An 18063-nucleotide genomic window follows, 5' to 3' on the forward strand; every position below is an offset into this window, starting at 1 on the left:
GTAAAATGCTGAAAAGCACAAAATTTTTTTACTATAAATGTAAGCGCTATCAAAAAATGGAGGTTTTTATTATGCCAACAAAAGAAGAAACATTAAAAGCATTGTACCCAGAAGATATTTTAAGTATTGGAAAAGATTTAACAGAAGGTGAAGTTAAATTATTAAAACAATTGAATGACATGTTAGAAGAAAAGTATCGTGATTCTGTCAATGAACATTGGTTAAATGCCACTGAGCCAGAAGATTATTTTGACGAGTTAGGTAAACTTAACTATTTTAATAATCCATTGCTTTTTGAAGGACGTGAAGGCGCTCGTACACCGAGTCAAATGTTCCAATTTTTCATGTCATATACGATTGCAAGATTTGATGTATCTTTAGCAACGTTGCTAGGTGTGCATCAAGGATTAGGACATAATTCATTCTGGTTTGGCGGTAGTAAAGAGCAACAGGCATATTACCTACCAAAGTTACAATCGCATGAATTACGTACTTGCTTTGCACTAACGGAACCAGAACATGGCTCTGATGTCGCAGGTGGATTAGAAACAACTGCAAAACGTCAAGGCGATGAATGGATTATTAATGGTGAAAAGAAATGGATTGGTGGAGCAAATGTATCAGATGTTATGCCAGTTTATGCCGTAGATGTTGAAACAGGAAAACCTAAAGGCTTCATTATTGAACCAAGCCAAGAAGGTGTAGAAATTGAACTGTTAGAACATAAAATTGCACTAAGAATCGTACCTAATGCAAAAATTCGTTTGAAGAATGTCGTTGTCAAAGAGGAACAACGCTTACAAAATATCAATAGTTTTAAAGATATAGCGAAAGTTTTATATTCAACACGTGCAGGTGTTGCATATATGGCAACAGGTGCAATGGCCGGTGCATTGAAAGCAACGACAGATTACGTAACAAAACGTAAACAATTTGGTAAAGAAATTAGTAAATTCCAACTCATTCAAGAAAAATTGGCAATGATGCAAGGAAACTTAGCACAAGCCATGGCTACATGCGCACAGCTCGCACGTATGCAGGCTAACGGTGAATACGATGAAGTAGCGACTTCAACAGCTAAAATGATGAATTCATTAAGATTAAGAGAGACTGTAGCTATGGGTCGTGGTGTTCATGGTGGTAACGGTATCTTAGCTGGAGAGTATGATATTGCTCGTTTCTTTGCGGATGCAGAAGCGATATACACATATGAAGGTACGCACGAAGTCAACGCACTGGTTATCGGCAGAGCAATTACAGGAGATTCCGCATTTATATAAAAATTTATGCTTAAATGGTTAATGAAAAAATTGGAGGGTTTAGTATGACGATAAGAAAAGCAACAGTGCTAGGTGCAGGAACAATGGGTAGTCAAATTGCTGCACTACTTGTAAATGCAGGCTTAAAAGTTAAATTATTGGATATTGTCATTGATGAAAATGATCCAAACAAAATCTCGAAAAAGGCTTATGAAGTAATAACAAATCCTAAACGTCCACAACTGTTTGATTTATCATTTGCCTCAAACTTATCATATGGTAATTTCAATGAAGATTTACAAGATGATGATGCAGATATATATATTGAGGCAGTGAAAGAAGAAGTGGACATAAAGCATCAAATTTGGGATCAAGTTAAAAAAGTAGCAAATGACGATGCAGTGTTTGCAACAAATACTTCAGGTATTCCAATTGAAGCAATTGCAGAGGTATTTGACGATAGTGATAAAGAAAGATTTTTCGGTATGCACTTCTTCAATCCACCAAGAATAATGAAATTAGTGGAAGTTATCCCAAATAAACAAACGCATTCAGAGGTTGTCGAACGGGTACAAGCTTTTGCAGAAGATGTATTAGGTAAAGGTGTAATTGTAGCAAACGATGTACCTGGATTTGTTGCCAATAGAGTCGGCACACAAACAATGAATGATATTATGTATCGAGCAGAACAACAAGGTTTCTCTATTACTGAAGTTGACGCATTAACAGGTCGCAGTATTGGTCGACCTAAAATGGGCACATATGGGTTATCTGATTTAGTAGGATTAGATATTGCTATGGCTGTGATCAAAGGATTACAAAAAATTCCAGAAGAGCAACCATTCTTCAAGGATGTAGCACTTTCTGAAAAATTAGCAAAAAATGGTGCATTAGGTAATAAAACAAAACAAGGTTTTTATAAAAAAGTAAATAAACAGCGTTATGTATATGATGATAAGCAAAATGACTATGTTGAACCTAAACACCCACAATTAGAAATTTTAGGTCGCTTTAGTAAAGATCTTGCCTCAAATTTAGATGTTATCTTTAATGCGCAAGATGATGCGGGCGTATTCTTATGGGAAACATTGCGAAATAATTTCTACTATTCAGCAGTGAATGTACCAAAAGCTGCGGAAGATTTTAAAGATATTGATCGCGCATTAGTTTGGGGCTTTAACTGGAAATTAGGACCATTCCAATTATGGGATTTAATGGGATATGAACGTGTTAAATCTCGTATGAAAGAAGAATTAGGTCAATTACCAGATTGGATTGAGCAACGCAACGAAGCATTTTATGCTGAAGGTGAATCTATTGAACGCGTAACACCAGTAACAGCTTATATCGATTCAGAGTTGTGGGATAGATCGGATTCTAATTTATCTATAGCAAATAAAGATCAACTATTATTAAAATTACAAAGTAAAAATAATGTCATTTCAAATAGCTTTTTATCTGACTTATTAGAAGCTATTGATAAGCTTGAAAATGAAGACTTTACGAGCATGGTGATTTACGCAGGCGGTAACAACTTTAGTGTAGGTGCTAATTTATATCAAATGAAGAAAGCACATGAAGACGGAAAAGTAGTTTCTGAAGTAGGTGAAGCGGTCGAACAATTACATCATGTATTTGCGAGACTGAAACATGCATTGAAACCTGTTGTAACAGCTGTTCAAGGACGTGCATTAGGCGGTGGTTGCGAACTCGTACTACATTCACCAATTGTTGTAGCGGCAAGTGAGTCTTACATTGGTCTTGTAGAAACAGGTGTAGGTTTATTGCCAGCAGGTGGCGGACTCGCAGAACTCACGGATCGCATTATGCGTACAAATCATAAAAATGATGATAAACAAGCGTCTATTACTAAAATTTTAATGCAGATTGGTTTTGCTAAAGTGTCTACAAATGCTTATGAAGCTAAGAGATATGGCTATTTAAAAGAAACAGATACGGTTATTTTAAATACCGAAAGACGTATTGAAATTGCATTGAAACGTGCGCGCTATGAATCCGAAGCAAATTATGTACCACTTCCAAAATCTCAATACATCGCTTTAGGCCGAGACTTTAAAGCCTTAGCAGAAGGTCAATTAGATGCACAGCGTGTAGGTCACTTTATTAGTGATTACGATTATGAAATAACATTGAAGGTTGCAGAAGTACTGAGTGGTGGAGATGTTCCACGTAACACCTATGTAAATCAAAGATATTTACAAAAACTTGAAAAAGAAAGATTCTTAGAATTACTTCAAAATAAAAAAACATACGATAGAATTTCTCATATGTTAGAAAAAGGAAAACCACTACGCAACTAATAATCGAACATTATAGAAGAAAGGGTGAAACTAAATGCGAGATGCATATATAGTAGCTTATGGACGTTCAGCAGCTGGTAAGGCAAAAAATGGTGCAATGACTCATGAAAGACCTGATGAAGTTGCTGCAAAAGTATTGAAAGGTGTTTTAGAAAGAGTTGGAGGTTCGTTTGAACCTAATATGGTTGAAGATGTCATTGTTGGGAATTCATTTCCAGAAGGCTTGCAAGGGCAAAATATTGCTAGAACGATTGCTTTATTAGCAGGAATGCCTAATGAAGTACCAGGTCAAACAGTCAATCGTTATTGTTCTTCAGGGTTACAAACGATTGCACATGCAGCAAATCAAATTAAAGCGGACCAAGCGGACATTCTTGTTGCCGGAGGTATTGAACTAATGAGTGCAGTACCGATGGGAGGCAATGAACCGACCAATAACCCAATTCTGCAAGACGAAGATTCTGGTGTTTCTTATCCGATGGGTTTAACTGCTGAAATGGTTGCTGAAACTTATAAGGTTTCTAGAGAAGATCAAGATGCCTATGCAGTACAAAGTCATGCTCGTGCTGCTAAAGCACAAGCAGAAGGTAAATTTGAAGATGAAATTATTCCGATTGAAGTGAATAAAGTAGATTATAATGAAAATGGCCCAGTCGTATCGCAGGAAGTATTTAAAGATGATGAATTGATTAGACCAGATACGAATCAAGAAGCATTATCTAAATTACCCACTGTTTTTAAGGCAGATGGCACAGTGACTGCAGGCTCCTCGGCACCCTTGACTGACGGCTCAGGCTTTGTAGTCGTTATGTCAGGAGAAAAGGTGAAGGAATTAGGCGTAGAACCGATTGCAAGATTCGTAGGCTTTAAAGCAGTTGGGGTAGATCCTAAATTGATGGGTATTGGGCCTGCCTATGCAATTCCTGAAGTGTTAAAACAAGCAAACTTGAATGTAGATGATATTGATTTAGTAGAGTTGAATGAAGCTTTTGCATCTCAAACAATCGCTTCAATGAGAGAGACAGGTTTAGATACTCAAAAGACAAATGTTAATGGCGGTGCAATTGCCTTAGGTCATCCATTGGGTGCTACGGGTGCGATGTTAGTCGGCAGATTACTTTCAGAAATGAAAAAACGCCCAGATACACAATATGGTATGGTTACAATGTGTATCGGTGTTGGTATGGGTGCTGCAGGTATCTTTGAATATGTAAGGTAATAATTTAAAGATTAAGTAGTAATAAAACTCTGAAATATTAATATTTTGTTAGGAATGCGTCTAGGACAATTAATATGCTCCCTTCAAAGTGACATTTAAAAAATGAAACTTGGAGGGAGCATTTCTATGCCAAAAAATTATTTTAGCATATTCTTATCATATCTATAGCGATAAGACATGATAAGTATTGGTAGGTTAGGTTTGTGTACGTAAGCGTTGTTTAGCAGTGTGTGTAGCTTTGGTTACTTTTTCATTTTTACGCGCTTTTCCTAAACCAAAATCTGGCATATTTATATAAATATTTTCATATTGGTTCGCATCGACATTATAAGTCTCATGATAAAAACCTACAGCATCATTATGCTTAAGTTCTTTCATAAATCGCCGCCACGCTTTTAAATGTACAGGCATTTTTGAATAAGAAAGTAATTTTTCATTAGATTCCCAATATTGAACAATCATCACACCACGATATTTAAATAGCATTTCAAAAGATAAACAACCCAGCGTTTGGTCTTTTGATAATTCTCTGAGCATAGGTGGCATAGATAAGAGTACAGGTAACCATTTATGAATTTTATGCCATTTGTTTATACGAAGCCCTATTAGAAAAACTGTGACCGATGAATTGGGTATTACAGTGTATCTACCTTTATTCATGTTTTTCATCCTTCCTTTTTGAAAGCATAGCGTTAATCTCATTGATATCTTGTTGGTTACGCTTCGTTTCTATTGACCAAATGATAAAATAGACAATGGTATAGATGACGACAAAAGATAATAAAGCTGAAACTTTAAGTGGAAACCAGCCCGCTAGTATTGCTAAAGGTAGCATGATGACGAACATTAAGGTGAAATGAAGTGAAGTTTTAAATAATAAAGATTTTCTAGAATTTGAAAATATGAGCTCCCCAAAACTGAATGTAATACCAATTAATGCCCAGATGGTAACTGCGATAAACATCGTTTGTAATTCACTTAAATATTGAAAGTATAAATGACCCATTGTTGAGACAGGAGAAACTGGATGAAATGAGCTATGTGAAAAAATAGTTGAAAACAATAACGAAATTATAACTCCAATAGCAATACCTGTGATTGCGCCGTGTAATAAACGTTTCATAATTTTAATGCCTCCTTGATTAATGGTAAGTACCTTCTTGATGAATAAGTGAAATCACTATTAGTAAAACGAACTTCAATTGTGCCATTTTTATTGAGTTTCAAATAATCAATATAATTAATATTGATTATTTCAGATTTAGAAATTTGTAAAAAATAGGTGTTGAGTTGAGATTTGATTTCGTATAGTCGTTGATTCATGGTGAATTGTTTATCTGTAGTAATCATAGTTAAGATTTTATTTTCTATGCGAAATGAAATAATGTCTTCTTGTTTTATAAAGTGTGTTTCTCCTTTATATTTTCCGGGAAATAATTTAGTTTTAGATAATTTATTAATATAGTTAACGATGTCATTTACGTGTTCAGTGTGCTCATTTACTTCAATGATGATTTGATTGTTGTCTAAATTTTGATTATATATTACTTTCACATCCATGCTCAGTTCGCCTCCTTCTTATGATAAGTAAAACAAATATATGTCTGGGTTACCATACTAAATGGATAAGTGGTCGTAATCATATGCTAAATGGCATACTTAACGGTATATTTAGCATTAAAAAAACCACCTCAATACGATTAACTGTAAAGTAATTGCTAAGACTGTCGACAAAGTCTCCGACTTTGTTGGCAGTTTTTTATACACGCTTTCCGCGGGCACTGCCTTAGCCTGTAGTCTTCGGCTAGTGCTATCCCGCAGGAGTCGGCATAAATGACTGCCAATATGATAATATATGTAAATTAAGCAGTGATGGTGTTTATTATGTTGAATAAATCAATTGATAAAAGAGATCAATATGAAATGATTTCTATCTTTAACTTAGTCGCTAATAGTCATTTATTACGTAAAGTCGATGAGATATTAGATTTAAATTTTGTATATGAACTTGTCGAAGACAAATATTTGAGAAAATATAAGAAATAGCTATCAAAACAATTTAATAGATCACTCATCTTTATTTATTGATTCTATGCATATTAAAGCAAATGCAAATAAGAATAAGTATACTACTGAATTAGCTGAGAAGGACACACTCCATTTTCAAGAAGCATTAAATAATGAAATTAACGAATAAAGATTAGTTCAAGGGGGAAAGTTCTATTTGAAAAAACGATATAAATAGAAAATAAACAAACCCTTCGCAAATTAATGCGAAGGGTTTGTCTACTTTCTGTACGATTGACTTTAAAGTAATCGCTGAGGTGGTTGTAGGATTAAAAGCGATGGGATGATAGCGTAGTGTCTGGCGCAACTATCAATAAACATCACGTTGATATCTTTGATTTTTAATTAGTTCTGTTAAATAGTCTTCTGCTTGTGCTTGATTAAAGTTACCGTGCTGAATGAGTACATTGACAAAGGATTGGTGTACACCTTTTGCCATCTCTTCTTTGTCACCACAAAGATAAATGGTTGCACCATTTGTTAGCCATTGATAAAAATCTGCCCCATTTTCTTCAATTCGGTGTTGAACATAGATTTTATTTTCTGTATCTCTTGAAAATGCTAAATCTAGTTTGCTAAGCACGCCTTGATCTAGCCATAATTCTAAATCATTACGATATAGGAAATCTGCATCGACATTTTGATTTCCAAATATGAGCCATTGGTTTCCTTTAAGTCCTAAATGTTCTCTTTGTTGGAGATATGCTCTGTAAGGCGCAATGCCAGTACCTGCTCCAATCATAATGACTGGTGTTTGCTCATCATAAGGGAATTTAAAATTTGGATTCTTTTTAAGATAAACAGGTAATTTATCGCCTAATTGTGTACGATCTGCAAGTTGTACAGAGCATACGCCATGGCGTTCACGATGATGTGCTTCATATTTAACCACGCGTACAGTTATATGGACGGTATGTGGGTTTACTTGATTGCTGCTGGCAATAGAGTATTCTCTAGGTGGCAGTTTTCTTAATAAGTCTTTTAGCATATCAGGTGACAGCGCGACAGGTGTAAAATCTTTAATTAAATCTATGAAATCTCTGCCATAAATATAATCTTGCACCCATTCCTTGTTTTGTACATTTGCATTTAGCATAGGATTTCCAAATAATGCAGCTGCATTATTTAATATAGATGGTGTTAATTTAGCAATTTCAAACTCATTCGTAAGTGCATCTTGTATAGTAGCACTATTGCCACTATTGTCTATATCTATGGTTGTTGTGCTATCCCAACTCAATGTATTGATCACTTCTGCTACAAGTTCTGGATTGTTTTTAGGGATAATTACTAAACTGTCTCCAGGTTCATAGGCTTCGCCATATCCCTCTAAAGATAATTCAAGATGTCTGACTTCACGGGTAGCAGTTGGTTCAGTTAACACACTATTTTTGATGATTTCAGCATAAAATGGATGTGTTTTTGAATAAGCTGCTTGTGGTTCTTCGACAACAACATCTTCATCTTTGGGTTCATTGTTTTGAGTACCGGGAGACATTTGAGACAAAAGTTCAAGCATGTCAATAATCCATTGCTCAGATACTTCTTCAAAATCAAAGTCACATTCAACACGATCAGCTAAACGATGACCGCCTAAATCACCTAAGATTTTGTCGAAATCTTTACCTGCTTGGCAGAAATCAGGGTAATCTTGATCACCTAACGCGAGTACTGAGAAGTTTAAATGACTTAAATCTGGTGCCTCATCGCTATGCAGGTAGTCATAAAAATCTAACGCATTAATCGGAGGTTCACCCACGCCATGCGTTGAGGTAATGATAAACACATGGTTAACTTTCGATAAGTCCTCTTGAGGAAAGTCATCCATTTCCCACGTGTGAACTGTAAAATCGTGTTCTTTTAATTTCGTTTCAAATTCATCAGCAATTTCTTCAGCATTGCCTGTTTCTGTACCAAATAAAATGTTAACTTCGATGGGTTCATCTGTAGATATTGTCGAATGTGACGTATCTTCTGTTGGTGCTTCAGCAGTAGTTGTGTGAATGGATGATGTTGATTCAGCTGTTGCGTTTGAGTGCTCAGATGGTTCAGGATGATCAGTATATTGTAATGGGTCACCTTCATCTGTAGAAGCATTAAGCAAATAGCCGCTTAACCAAGACTGTTGATTTGATGACAGTGTTGGCATGAGTTGTTGTATAAGTTCCAATTGATTTTCATCAAAAGGGGAATTTGTTCTATTTAATTCCAAAAAGGTCACCTCGTATTGTATTAAAAATTTATAGTAAAGCATGAACAATAACACGCTATTTATATAATAGAATTTAATTGAAGTATAACATTGATTTTAATTTTTTAAATGATAGAGATTATCATCTGTCAAAAATCCAACTTATGACCTATGTATTTATTCAATAAAAGTGGGACGGGATAGAAATCAAATATGGTATTTGATATCAAATTCCCGCCCCAATTAAGTTGGTAATATGATTTAATATGTTGGCTTCTATAAACAGCAAATGATAATGATCTGTGTAGTATCATTTCAAATAGTTACGTATCAACATGATCATACTTTAGAATTTATTTATTATTTATAAAAGAGAAATATCAATATAAGAAGTGCTCAATTTCTTATATATTATAATGGCTAGGTTTTATAAGTTTTATATTATAGAGGCGAAATGGACGGTTTCGCATCATGTTTATGGTTTGATAGCAAAGGCACGTACTGGAAATCCAGGTGCTTTGTTTGGTTTTGGACTAATAGCATAAATAATGGCACCTCGTGTAGGCAGTTGATCCAAATTCGTTAGTAACTCAAGTTGGAAAGTATCTTGACCTAATACGTAACGCTCACCGACAATATCACCATTTTTGGCAACATCTATGGAAGCATCTGTATCGAATGTTTCATGGCCGATAGATTTGACTTGTCTATCTTCTAGTAAATATTGTAAGGCATCCAAGCCCCAACCAGGTAAGTGAAGTTGTCCTTCTGCATCTTTATTTTCAAAGCGTTCAATATCTGGCCATCGTTTGGACCAATCGCTACGAAAGGCAACAAAAGTGCCAGGTTCGATTGAACCATGTTCAGCTTCCCATTGCTTAATATGCTCACGCGTTAAAATAAAGTCAGCATCAGCTGCTACTTCTTGTGAAAAATCTAAAACAACTAGTGGTAATACGAGTTCTTTTAAATCAATCTCATGAAGATAGCGTGTTTTTTCGACAAAATGTATCGGCGCATCTATGTGTGTCCCATACTGAGTCACAATATTCCAATTTTGGACATAGAAGCCATCGTCAGCAACATTAAATAGTGTAGAGACTTTTGCGCGTTCAAATTCACTAAAACATGGAATGGTTTCATCAAATGTATGGGTTAAATCTACCCATGTTGAAGTTTTTAATTGTTCTAACTGCTCCCATAGTGGATAATTCATTGATATCACCTTCGTCATTAATGATTAAACTGTTGCTGGATTTGTTGATTTACGTAATTTGTCTACTGAATTCACAAGCACAGTCAATGCTTCTCTTACTTCGTCCTCTTTACGTGTTTTCAAACCACAGTCTGGATTAACCCAGAATAAAGAACGGTCAATTTCTTGTAAAGCGCGGTTAATCGCTTCTGTAATTTCAGATTCAGTAGGGATACGTGGACTATGGATATCATATACCCCTAATCCGATACCTAAGTCATAAGTAATATCTTCAAAATCTTTAATTAAGTCTCCATGGCTACGAGATGTCTCTATTGAAATAACATCTGCATCTAAATCATAGATAGCATGAATGATTTGTCCAAATTGAGAATAGCACATATGTGTATGAATTTGCGTTTCATCGGCAACAGATGATGTAGCTAATTTAAATGAATGCACAGCTTTATTAAGATAATCTTCATGATATTCTGAACGTAATGGTAAACCTTCTCTCAATGCAGGTTCATCAACTTGAATAATTTGGATACCAGCTTTTTCTAAAGCTAAAACTTCTTCATTAATCGCTAATGCAATTTGATCCTGTACAGTTTCACGCGGTAAGTCTACACGTTCAAATGACCAATTCAAGATAGTCACTGGTCCTGTAAGCATACCTTTTACTGGTCTATCCGTTAAACTTTGTGCATAAAGTGTCTCTTTTACTGTTAAAGGCTCTGTCCATTTTACATCACCATAAATGATTGGTGGTTTTACCGCACGCGAACCGTATGATTGCACCCATCCATACTTCGTCACTAAGAAGCCTTGTAATTTTTCGCCGAAGAATTCTACCATGTCATTTCGCTCAAATTCACCGTGTACTAAGACATCTAAGCCGATATCTTCTTGGATTTTAATCCAGCGCGCAATTTCATTTTTTAAGAATGTTTTATAATCTTCATCTGTAATTCGATTATTTTTCCAATCTGCACGGAATTTTCTTACTTCTTGCGATTGCGGGAATGATCCAATCGTTGTCGTTGGTAAATCAGGTAAGTTAAGACGTGCATCTTGTGCTTTTTTACGCACTTTAAATGGTGACTGACGTGTAGTGCGTACACTGTCGAAATCATACTCTAGATTTTTGAATGATTGATTTTGGAAGCGTTCATAACGTGCTTTTAATTCATCAAATTTTTGGCTGTCATTGTCATTAAATAATCGTCTTAATGCATCTAATTCATCTAATTTTTCAGTGGCAAAACTCAAGCCCTCTGCGATAGATTCATCTAATGTTTCATCGTCTAATGATACTGGCACATGTAATAGAGAAGAAGATGGTTGAATGACAAGGTTATTTGTAGCATTTTGTAATGTGTCGATCAATGATTTTTTAGCTTCAATATCTGCTGCCCACACATTACGACCATCTATAATACCTGCATAAAGTGATTTGTTTTTGTCTAAGTCTCCATCTTTAATTTGTTTTAAGTTATAGCCATTATCATGTACAAAATCTAAACCTAATCCTTTTACAGGTAAGCTGTTTAGGAATTTTAAATTTACACGTTCAAAATAAGTTTGAATCACAAGGTGATTACTTACGCCTGCTTCGTCAAAATAGTTATAAGCAGTACGTGTAATATCTTCAAATGATGCACTATCATCTTCCACAAGTACAGGTTCATCGATTTGAATGTATTCCGCTCCTGCATCTACTAAAGACTGTAAAACTTCTTTATATAAAGGCAGTAATGTATTTACTTTTTCTTCAAATGATTGTGAACCTCCCTTAGAAAGTTTTACGAATGTTATTGGGCCCACGATCACTGGGTGTGCATTCACGTTAATAGATTGTGCATATTTGAAACGCTCTAATAATACGTTGTCATTCAATTTTGGCTCTACGTTGTCCCATTCAGGTACAATATAATGATAATTTGTGTTGAACCATTTGATCAATGCACTTGCAACATGTTCTTTATTACCTCTGGCAATGTCGAATAATAAATCATTGTCTAATGCTCTGCCTTGGAAACGTTCTGGAATAATGTTGAATAATAAAGATGTATCAAGAATATGATCATAAAGAGAGAAATCTCCGACAGGGACACTTGTTAAATTATAATTCTTTTGTAGCAATAAATTCTCTTTATGCAAGTCTGTTAATTGTTGATTTAATGTAGGGGCATCTATTTTATTAGCCCAGTAACTTTCTATTGCTTTTTTCCACTCTCTTTTTCTACCTAATCTTGGGAAACCTAAATTTGATGTTTGAATTGTCATAATATTGCCTCCTGTTTACTTGAAGTAATTGATTGTGAATATGATGCAAGTGCTAAAGTGTAATCTACTTTCTGGAACGGTGTAATTAAATATAAACCGTTAAAATATTTATGGACGGTATCTATAAGTTCCTTAGAAAGTTTAAGGCTTAATGCTTTCGTTTTTTCTTTATCATCTTTAACAGCTTCAAATTGTTCTAAAATGTCTTCGGACAGTTTAATACCAGGCACTTCGTTGTGTAAAAATAGTGCATTATTATAGCTGGTGACTGGCATAATGCCAATAAAGAATGGTACGTCCAAATGTTTGGTTGCTTCATATATTTCTTCGATTTTTTCGGTGCTATAAACTGGCTGTGTTATAAAGTAGTGCGTGCCACTTTCTATTTTTTTCTCAGCACGTTTGACTGAACCTTCGAGTTTACGAACATTCGGATCAAAAGCACCTGCGATGTTGAAATTTGTTTTCGTCTTCAGCGCATCACCATCAGTGTTAATACCTTCGTTAAAGCGTAATGCAATTTCTGTTAAACCTTTGGAATTCACATCGTAAACATTCGTTGCTCCTGGCAAGTGACCAATTTTTGATGGATCTCCTGTAATGGCTAATATTTCATTCACATTTAGTAAGGATAAGCCTAATAAATGTGATTGCAATCCAATGAGATTACGGTCGCGGCAAGTAATGTGAACGAGCGGTTCAATATTATATTGTTGTTTGATAATACTCGCTGCTGCAACATTACTGATACGCACAGTGGCTAAGGAGTTATCTGCTAAGGTCACCGCATCAATTTGAGCATCGTCGAGTTTTTTGATATTTCTGAAAAATGTTTCTGTATCTAAGTGCTTTGGCGTGTCTAATTCTACTATAATTGTAGGTTGTGCTTTAACTTTAGTTGTTAAATTTTGTTGCTGTGTATTGGCATATGAAGGGCTATTGTATTTTTTTATAGGAATTACATTTTTACTGGATACCGGTTTGAGATTGGCTACTGAGGACTTAATGTATTGAATATGTTCTGGTGTAGTCCCGCAACATCCCCCGATAATCCTAACGCCTTCTTTAATTAATTGTTCCGCCACTTTACCAAAGTATTCGGCATTGTCACTATATTTAAATCGACTATTTTCAATATCTAATAAACTTGCATTGGGATAGCAAGATAAATACGCATTGTCAGGTAATTCAATATGTGAAAAAGATTGCTGCATGTGATGAGGACCATGGTGACAATTGAGTCCAACGATATCAGCGCCACTGTCAACAACCCGTTGTAAAGCTGTATTAATTTCTGTACCATCTCTTAAATAATTTGTGTTTAAAGCAGTTAATTGAGCAATGATAGGAATATGATGTTTTCGTTTTGTAGCTTTAATAATATTAGTAAGCTCTTCTAAATCATAATAGGTTTCAAAAAGTAAACCATCGACACCTTCTTCAACTAAAGTATCTACTTGGATTTCGGTATGATATTGAATGGCTTCTAAACCTAAATCTTCCTGTTTCACACCTCTAAATCCACCCACAGTACCTAGTATAAATGTTTCGTCATTAGCTGCTTTTTTGGCTATTTGTACTGCGGCTTTGTGTATTTCTTTAACTTTGTGTTCTAAACCAAATACTTTTAATTTTTCAAAGTTTGCACCATAAGTATTGGTCTGAATAATATCAGCACCAGATTCAATGTAGGAGCGGTGTATCCGTTCTATTTTGTCAGGATGGGTTAAATTATATGCTTCTGGACAAGTATCTAAACCATCAGAATATAGAATGGTCCCCATTGCACCATCAGCGACTAAAATGTTCTGTTTCAGTTTGTTGATGAGTTGACTCATTGAAAGCCTCCTTCAGTGCGTAGTTTAAATCAGCAATTAATTCGTCAGCATTTTCTAAGCCCACACTTAATCTGAATAATCCAAACGTTATATTGCGTGCTTCACGAACTTCTTTTGGTACAGCAGCATGAGACATAGTAGCAGGGTGAGATAAAATAGTCTCGACACCACCCAAACTTACAGAAACAAGTGGCAGTGTGAGTGCATCTACAAAGGCTTGTGCCTTTGATTCATCTTTAAGTCTTAAACCTAAAACAGCACCACCATGTTTTGCTTGAGACAAGTGTAACTTGTCATTTCCCGGGTAATAAACTTCTGCAATTTCTTCACGCTGCGATAAGAAATCATAAACTTTCTGTGCATTTTCCACAGATTGATTGAAACGTACAGACAATGTTTTTAAATGTTGTGCTAACGTCCAGCAATCATGTGCAGATAGTGCAGTTCCAGTACCGTTTTGTAATAGATAAAGTGCGTCTGCTACTGCTTTATTGTTTGTGATAGCAGCGCCAGCAATAATATCACTATGGCCACCCAAGAATTTTGTAGCGCTATGTACGACGATATCTGCACCTAAAGCTAAAGGTGACTGACCAAGTGGCGTCATAAATGTATTATCAACAGCGAGTAATAGTTCGTGTTGTTGTGTAATACGAGAGACGCCTTTAATATCAGTGATTTTAAATAATGGATTAGATGGTGTTTCAATATAAACTAGTTTTGTATTTGATTGAATGGCTTCCTCGATTTCTTGTAATTGCGTTGTGTCTACCGTCGTAAACTGAATATTAAAACGTGTTAAGATTTGTTCTGTTAATCTGAAAGTACCACCATAGACATCATCGGGTAGAATGACATGATCACCTGCATTTAATGTAAGCAGTACAGCTGAAATAGCTGCAATACCTGATGCGTAAGCAAATGCGTAATCGCCGCCTTCAAGTGCTGCTAATTTTTCTTCTAACAAAGCACGATTAGGGTTGCCACTTCGCGCATAATCATATTTAGCATCGCCACCTAAAACTTTTTGATGAAATGTCGAAGAAGCATATAATGGTGGGTTAGCTGAATCGTATTCAACACCTCTTTGTGCGTCAAATATCACTTCTGTTTCTTTTGATAAACTCATATAATCACGCTTTCTTTAGATTTTTCTAATGCTTGTATAATGTCTTGTTCAATATCTTCGTAATCTTCAACACCGATGGATAATCTTAGTAAATGTTCATCAATGCCTCGTTTTTCTTTTTCTTCATCTGGCATATCAACGTGTGTTTGTGTATATGGAAATGTTATAAATGTCTCTGTTCCGCCTAAACTTTCTGCAAAAATACATACTTTTAAGTTTTCTAAAAATTTATCGGCTTTATAATTTTTATTTAAACGTAGACTCATCATTCCTGTTCGACCACAATATAAGACTTGGTCAATGCCTTTTAAGTTATAACATCGTTTGGCTAATAATTGAGCATTATATTCTGAACGATCCATTCTTAAGTGCAATGTCTTTAAACCACGTTGTAGTAAGTAGCTGTCAAAAGGTGATAAAGTTGCACCAATCATGTTATGAAATTCACCTAATTTTTCAGCCAAATTTTCGTCTTTAACTGTCACTACACCAGCAAGTACATCATTATGACCACCTATATATTTCGTAGCAGAATGTAGTACAATATCTGCACCATCTTCAAGTGGTGTTGAGAGATATGGTGTTAAAAAAGTGTTGTCTATAATCGTCAATAAGTGATGTTTTTTACTTAAAATATAATATGGATCAACATCTACTTCTTGCATTTGTGGGTTTGAAATCGTTTCTATAAATAGTGCTTTGGTATTTTCTGTAATGTTTTCCTTGACTGTTTCATAGTTTAAGAAATCTACATATTTGAAATGTACACCGTATTGTTGCTCATAAAAATCAAATAGTCTAAATGTGCCACCATAAAGGTCGAATGAAACGAGTATTTCATCGCCAGCTTTAAATAAATTACATATTAATTGTATGGCTGCCATGCCACTTGCAGTTGCAAATGAAGCAGTACCACGTTCTAACTTAGCAAATGATTCTTCAAAAGCTGAACGGGTAGGATTTTTAGTTCTTGTATAATCAAAACCAGTTGATGATCCTAAATGAGGATGCTGATATGCTGTTGATAAATAGATTGGATTTGCAATCGCTCCTGTTGCATCTTGTGTCAGTGCAATTTGTGATAACTCAGTATTTTTCATAATACAGATAACCTCCTTTAAAAAATAAAAAAAGCTTCCGTCCTTTAAACCCGACTCAATCGGATGTAAAGGACGAAAGCTTAGCTCGCGGTACCACCTTTGTTCATTACTTTATCACTAAAGTAACCTTATCCAGTACGCCAAATTGCATTAATTACTTGTACTGAACTTGCGCTACCGTAATATGTCCAAATAAAAAACTCACTGCCACTGAAAGTGAAATGAGTATTAACGACATATGCAACGCTTGGAATAATCCAGTACGCCATTAAACAAAATGTTAATACTGTATCGCTATAACGGGCGATCCCGTTGACACCTCATATTGGCATCAACACTCAAAGGCCATTTTCAAACTTTCTTTCTGTGTCTTCTTTCAGCAGGTGAAGACTCTCTGTGTCAGCAGTGTAAGTTCTACTTTCCTTATTACTGTGTGTTGCTATTTCGAATTTGTTATCACTTAGATTACACATTAAAATAACTTTTGTCAATAACTTATCTGAAAATTTTGATTTAACCGATAATTTAAAATAATATTTTTCATTGTTACTGTGATGATATACTATGTTTAACTAAAAAAATTATTTTATTTAAGAAAGTAGGTGTAAAAAATGAATGATTCTATAGATGAACGACTCAAAGTAGATAACAATGCGCACGTAAAAGAAATTGCTATTAACAGCATTAAACCTAATCCTTATCAACCTAGAAAAACATTTGATCAAGAACGTTTAGAAGATTTAGCTGAGTCGATAAAACTTCATGGTATTTTACAGCCTATCGTGTTACGAAAAACAATATCTGGTTATAACATTGTAGTTGGAGAGCGACGTTATCGAGCTTCAAAACTAGCAGGATCAACGACAATACCAGCTATTGTAAAAGTGCTATCTGATGAAGACATGATGGAACTCGCTGTGATTGAAAATTTGCAGCGCGAAGATTTAAATGCGATTGAAGAAGCAGAAAGTTATCGTAAGCTAATGGATGATTTAGAGCTGACTCAACAAGAAGTTGCACAGCGATTAAGTAAATCTAGACCTTATATTGCCAACATGTTGCGTTTACTACAATTGCCTAAGGAAATTACTCAAATGGTTAAAGATAATAAATTATCAGGTGCACATGGACGTACATTATTAGGGATAAAAGATAAACAAAAGATGAAAAGCATTGCTGAGCAAGCCTTCCAGGAGTCTTGGAGTGTACGTACATTAGAACAGTATGTAAATGAAAACAATGAAGATAAAAAAAAGATTATAGAGAAACAACAAGCAACTAAAAAACCAAAGTTTATTCAACAGCAAGAGCGACAACTAAAAGAACAATATGGTTCAGCTGTGACGATTTCTAACAAAAATAAAAAAGGTTATATCACCTTTGAATTTAAATCCGAAACGGAGTTCAGAAGGTTGATACACCAATTGAATGAGAAATATAATTAAAATAGAATTT

General features: G+C 35.0%; 14 protein-coding genes and 1 other annotated feature. Of the genes, 5 read left to right on the forward strand and 9 right to left on the reverse strand.

Features of this window, described 5'->3' with window-relative positions; translation table 11 throughout:
- The first annotated feature begins 71 nt into the window (after positions 1-71).
- From fadE to KA824_RS01175, 3 genes are read left to right on the forward strand one after another with little or no spacing between them, the layout of a single operon-like run.
- The gene (fadE, locus tag KA824_RS01165) at positions 72-1280 is read left to right on the forward strand and encodes an acyl-CoA dehydrogenase FadE (RefSeq protein ID WP_019469790.1); all 1209 of its coding nucleotides are present in this window, start codon (positions 72-74) and stop codon (positions 1278-1280) included.
- Between the two features lie 44 nt (positions 1281-1324).
- Positions 1325-3580, forward strand: coding sequence for a 3-hydroxyacyl-CoA dehydrogenase/crotonase FadB (fadB, locus tag KA824_RS01170; protein WP_107504859.1), 2256 nt, complete (start codon positions 1325-1327; stop codon positions 3578-3580).
- A gap of 34 nt (positions 3581-3614) precedes the next feature.
- A complete protein-coding gene (locus KA824_RS01175; protein WP_107384166.1) occupies positions 3615-4799 on the forward strand; it encodes a thiolase family protein in 1185 nt (394 codons plus the stop codon).
- Positions 4800-4994: 195 nt separating this feature from the next.
- Here the strand turns inward: KA824_RS01175 and KA824_RS01180 are convergent, their stop codons facing one another.
- The 3 genes from KA824_RS01180 to KA824_RS01190 are packed head-to-tail and all read right to left on the reverse strand — an operon-like array spanning position 4995 to position 6359.
- On the reverse strand, positions 4995-5459 hold the full coding sequence (locus tag KA824_RS01180) for a DUF4188 domain-containing protein (RefSeq protein WP_107384165.1): 465 nt from the start codon (positions 5457-5459) through the stop codon (positions 4995-4997).
- Positions 5452-5922: a DUF3021 domain-containing protein gene (locus KA824_RS01185; RefSeq protein ID WP_107523293.1), complete on the reverse strand. Its 471-nt coding sequence runs from the start codon at positions 5920-5922 to the stop codon at positions 5452-5454. The genes KA824_RS01180 and KA824_RS01185 overlap by 8 nt, the downstream gene beginning before the upstream one ends.
- A complete protein-coding gene (locus tag KA824_RS01190) occupies positions 5919-6359 on the reverse strand; it encodes a LytTR family DNA-binding domain-containing protein (RefSeq protein ID WP_107504862.1) in 441 nt (146 codons plus the stop codon). The genes KA824_RS01185 and KA824_RS01190 overlap by 4 nt, the downstream gene beginning before the upstream one ends.
- Before the next feature lie 324 nt (positions 6360-6683).
- On the opposite strand from KA824_RS01190, the gene KA824_RS01195 reads away from it, so the two are divergent.
- The gene (locus KA824_RS01195) at positions 6684-6845 is read left to right on the forward strand and encodes a hypothetical protein (protein ID WP_181187411.1); all 162 of its coding nucleotides are present in this window, start codon (positions 6684-6686) and stop codon (positions 6843-6845) included.
- A gap of 331 nt (positions 6846-7176) precedes the next feature.
- Here KA824_RS01195 and KA824_RS01200 read toward each other — a convergent pair whose 3' ends face one another.
- The 6 genes from KA824_RS01200 to KA824_RS01225 form a co-directional block, all read right to left on the reverse strand.
- Positions 7177-9078: a diflavin oxidoreductase gene (locus KA824_RS01200; protein ID WP_107504863.1), complete on the reverse strand. Its 1902-nt coding sequence runs from the start codon at positions 9076-9078 to the stop codon at positions 7177-7179.
- A 454-nt stretch (positions 9079-9532) separates the two neighbouring features.
- Positions 9533-10273, reverse strand: coding sequence for a cyclase family protein (locus tag KA824_RS01205; protein ID WP_107386463.1), 741 nt, complete (start codon positions 10271-10273; stop codon positions 9533-9535).
- Between the two features lie 24 nt (positions 10274-10297).
- Positions 10298-12544 carry a 5-methyltetrahydropteroyltriglutamate--homocysteine S-methyltransferase gene (metE, locus tag KA824_RS01210; RefSeq protein WP_107523522.1) on the reverse strand — a complete coding sequence of 749 codons (2247 nt, stop codon included), beginning with the start codon at positions 12542-12544 and terminating at the stop codon, positions 10298-10300.
- A complete protein-coding gene (locus tag KA824_RS01215; RefSeq protein WP_107504865.1) occupies positions 12538-14379 on the reverse strand; it encodes a bifunctional homocysteine S-methyltransferase/methylenetetrahydrofolate reductase in 1842 nt (613 codons plus the stop codon). The genes metE and KA824_RS01215 overlap by 7 nt, the downstream gene beginning before the upstream one ends.
- A complete protein-coding gene (metC, locus tag KA824_RS01220; RefSeq protein ID WP_107384158.1) occupies positions 14333-15508 on the reverse strand; it encodes a cystathionine beta-lyase MetC in 1176 nt (391 codons plus the stop codon). Before metC ends, KA824_RS01215 begins: the two co-directional genes overlap by 47 nt.
- Positions 15505-16608: a PLP-dependent transferase gene (locus KA824_RS01225; RefSeq protein ID WP_107523521.1), complete on the reverse strand. Its 1104-nt coding sequence runs from the start codon at positions 16606-16608 to the stop codon at positions 15505-15507. The genes metC and KA824_RS01225 overlap by 4 nt, the downstream gene beginning before the upstream one ends.
- Positions 16609-16673: 65 nt before the next feature.
- Positions 16674-17047 (reverse strand) — a binding site (T-box leader).
- 172 nt (positions 17048-17219) lie between these two features.
- Between KA824_RS01225 and KA824_RS01230 the strand changes: the two genes are divergently transcribed.
- On the forward strand, positions 17220-18053 hold the full coding sequence (locus KA824_RS01230; RefSeq protein WP_107384156.1) for a ParB/RepB/Spo0J family partition protein: 834 nt from the start codon (positions 17220-17222) through the stop codon (positions 18051-18053).
- The last annotated feature ends 10 nt before the right edge of the window (positions 18054-18063 follow it).

It is taken from the genome of Staphylococcus sp. GDY8P198P (assembly GCF_017891615.1).
Classification (GTDB): domain Bacteria; phylum Bacillota; class Bacilli; order Staphylococcales; family Staphylococcaceae; genus Staphylococcus; species Staphylococcus cohnii.

Bases quoted from the DNA above. Each gene is read 5' to 3' on its own strand.
- fadE (WP_019469790.1), top strand. From the start codon at position 72: ATGCCAACAAAAGAAGAAACATTAAAAGCATTGTACCCAGAAGATATT.
- fadB (WP_107504859.1), top strand. From the start codon at position 1,325: ATGACGATAAGAAAAGCAACAGTGCTAGGTGCAGGAACAATGGGTAGT.
- KA824_RS01175 (WP_107384166.1), top strand. From the start codon at position 3,615: ATGCGAGATGCATATATAGTAGCTTATGGACGTTCAGCAGCTGGTAAG.
- KA824_RS01180 (WP_107384165.1), bottom strand. From the start codon at position 5,459: ATGAATAAAGGTAGATACACTGTAATACCCAATTCATCGGTCACAGTT.
- KA824_RS01185 (WP_107523293.1), bottom strand. From the start codon at position 5,922: ATGAAACGTTTATTACACGGCGCAATCACAGGTATTGCTATTGGAGTT.
- KA824_RS01190 (WP_107504862.1), bottom strand. From the start codon at position 6,359: ATGGATGTGAAAGTAATATATAATCAAAATTTAGACAACAATCAAATC.
- KA824_RS01195 (WP_181187411.1), top strand. From the start codon at position 6,684: ATGTTGAATAAATCAATTGATAAAAGAGATCAATATGAAATGATTTCT.
- KA824_RS01205 (WP_107386463.1), bottom strand. From the start codon at position 10,273: ATGAATTATCCACTATGGGAGCAGTTAGAACAATTAAAAACTTCAACA.
- KA824_RS01215 (WP_107504865.1), bottom strand. From the start codon at position 14,379: ATGAGTCAACTCATCAACAAACTGAAACAGAACATTTTAGTCGCTGAT.
- metC (WP_107384158.1), bottom strand. From the start codon at position 15,508: ATGAGTTTATCAAAAGAAACAGAAGTGATATTTGACGCACAAAGAGGT.
- KA824_RS01225 (WP_107523521.1), bottom strand. From the start codon at position 16,608: ATGAAAAATACTGAGTTATCACAAATTGCACTGACACAAGATGCAACA.
- KA824_RS01230 (WP_107384156.1), top strand. From the start codon at position 17,220: ATGAATGATTCTATAGATGAACGACTCAAAGTAGATAACAATGCGCAC.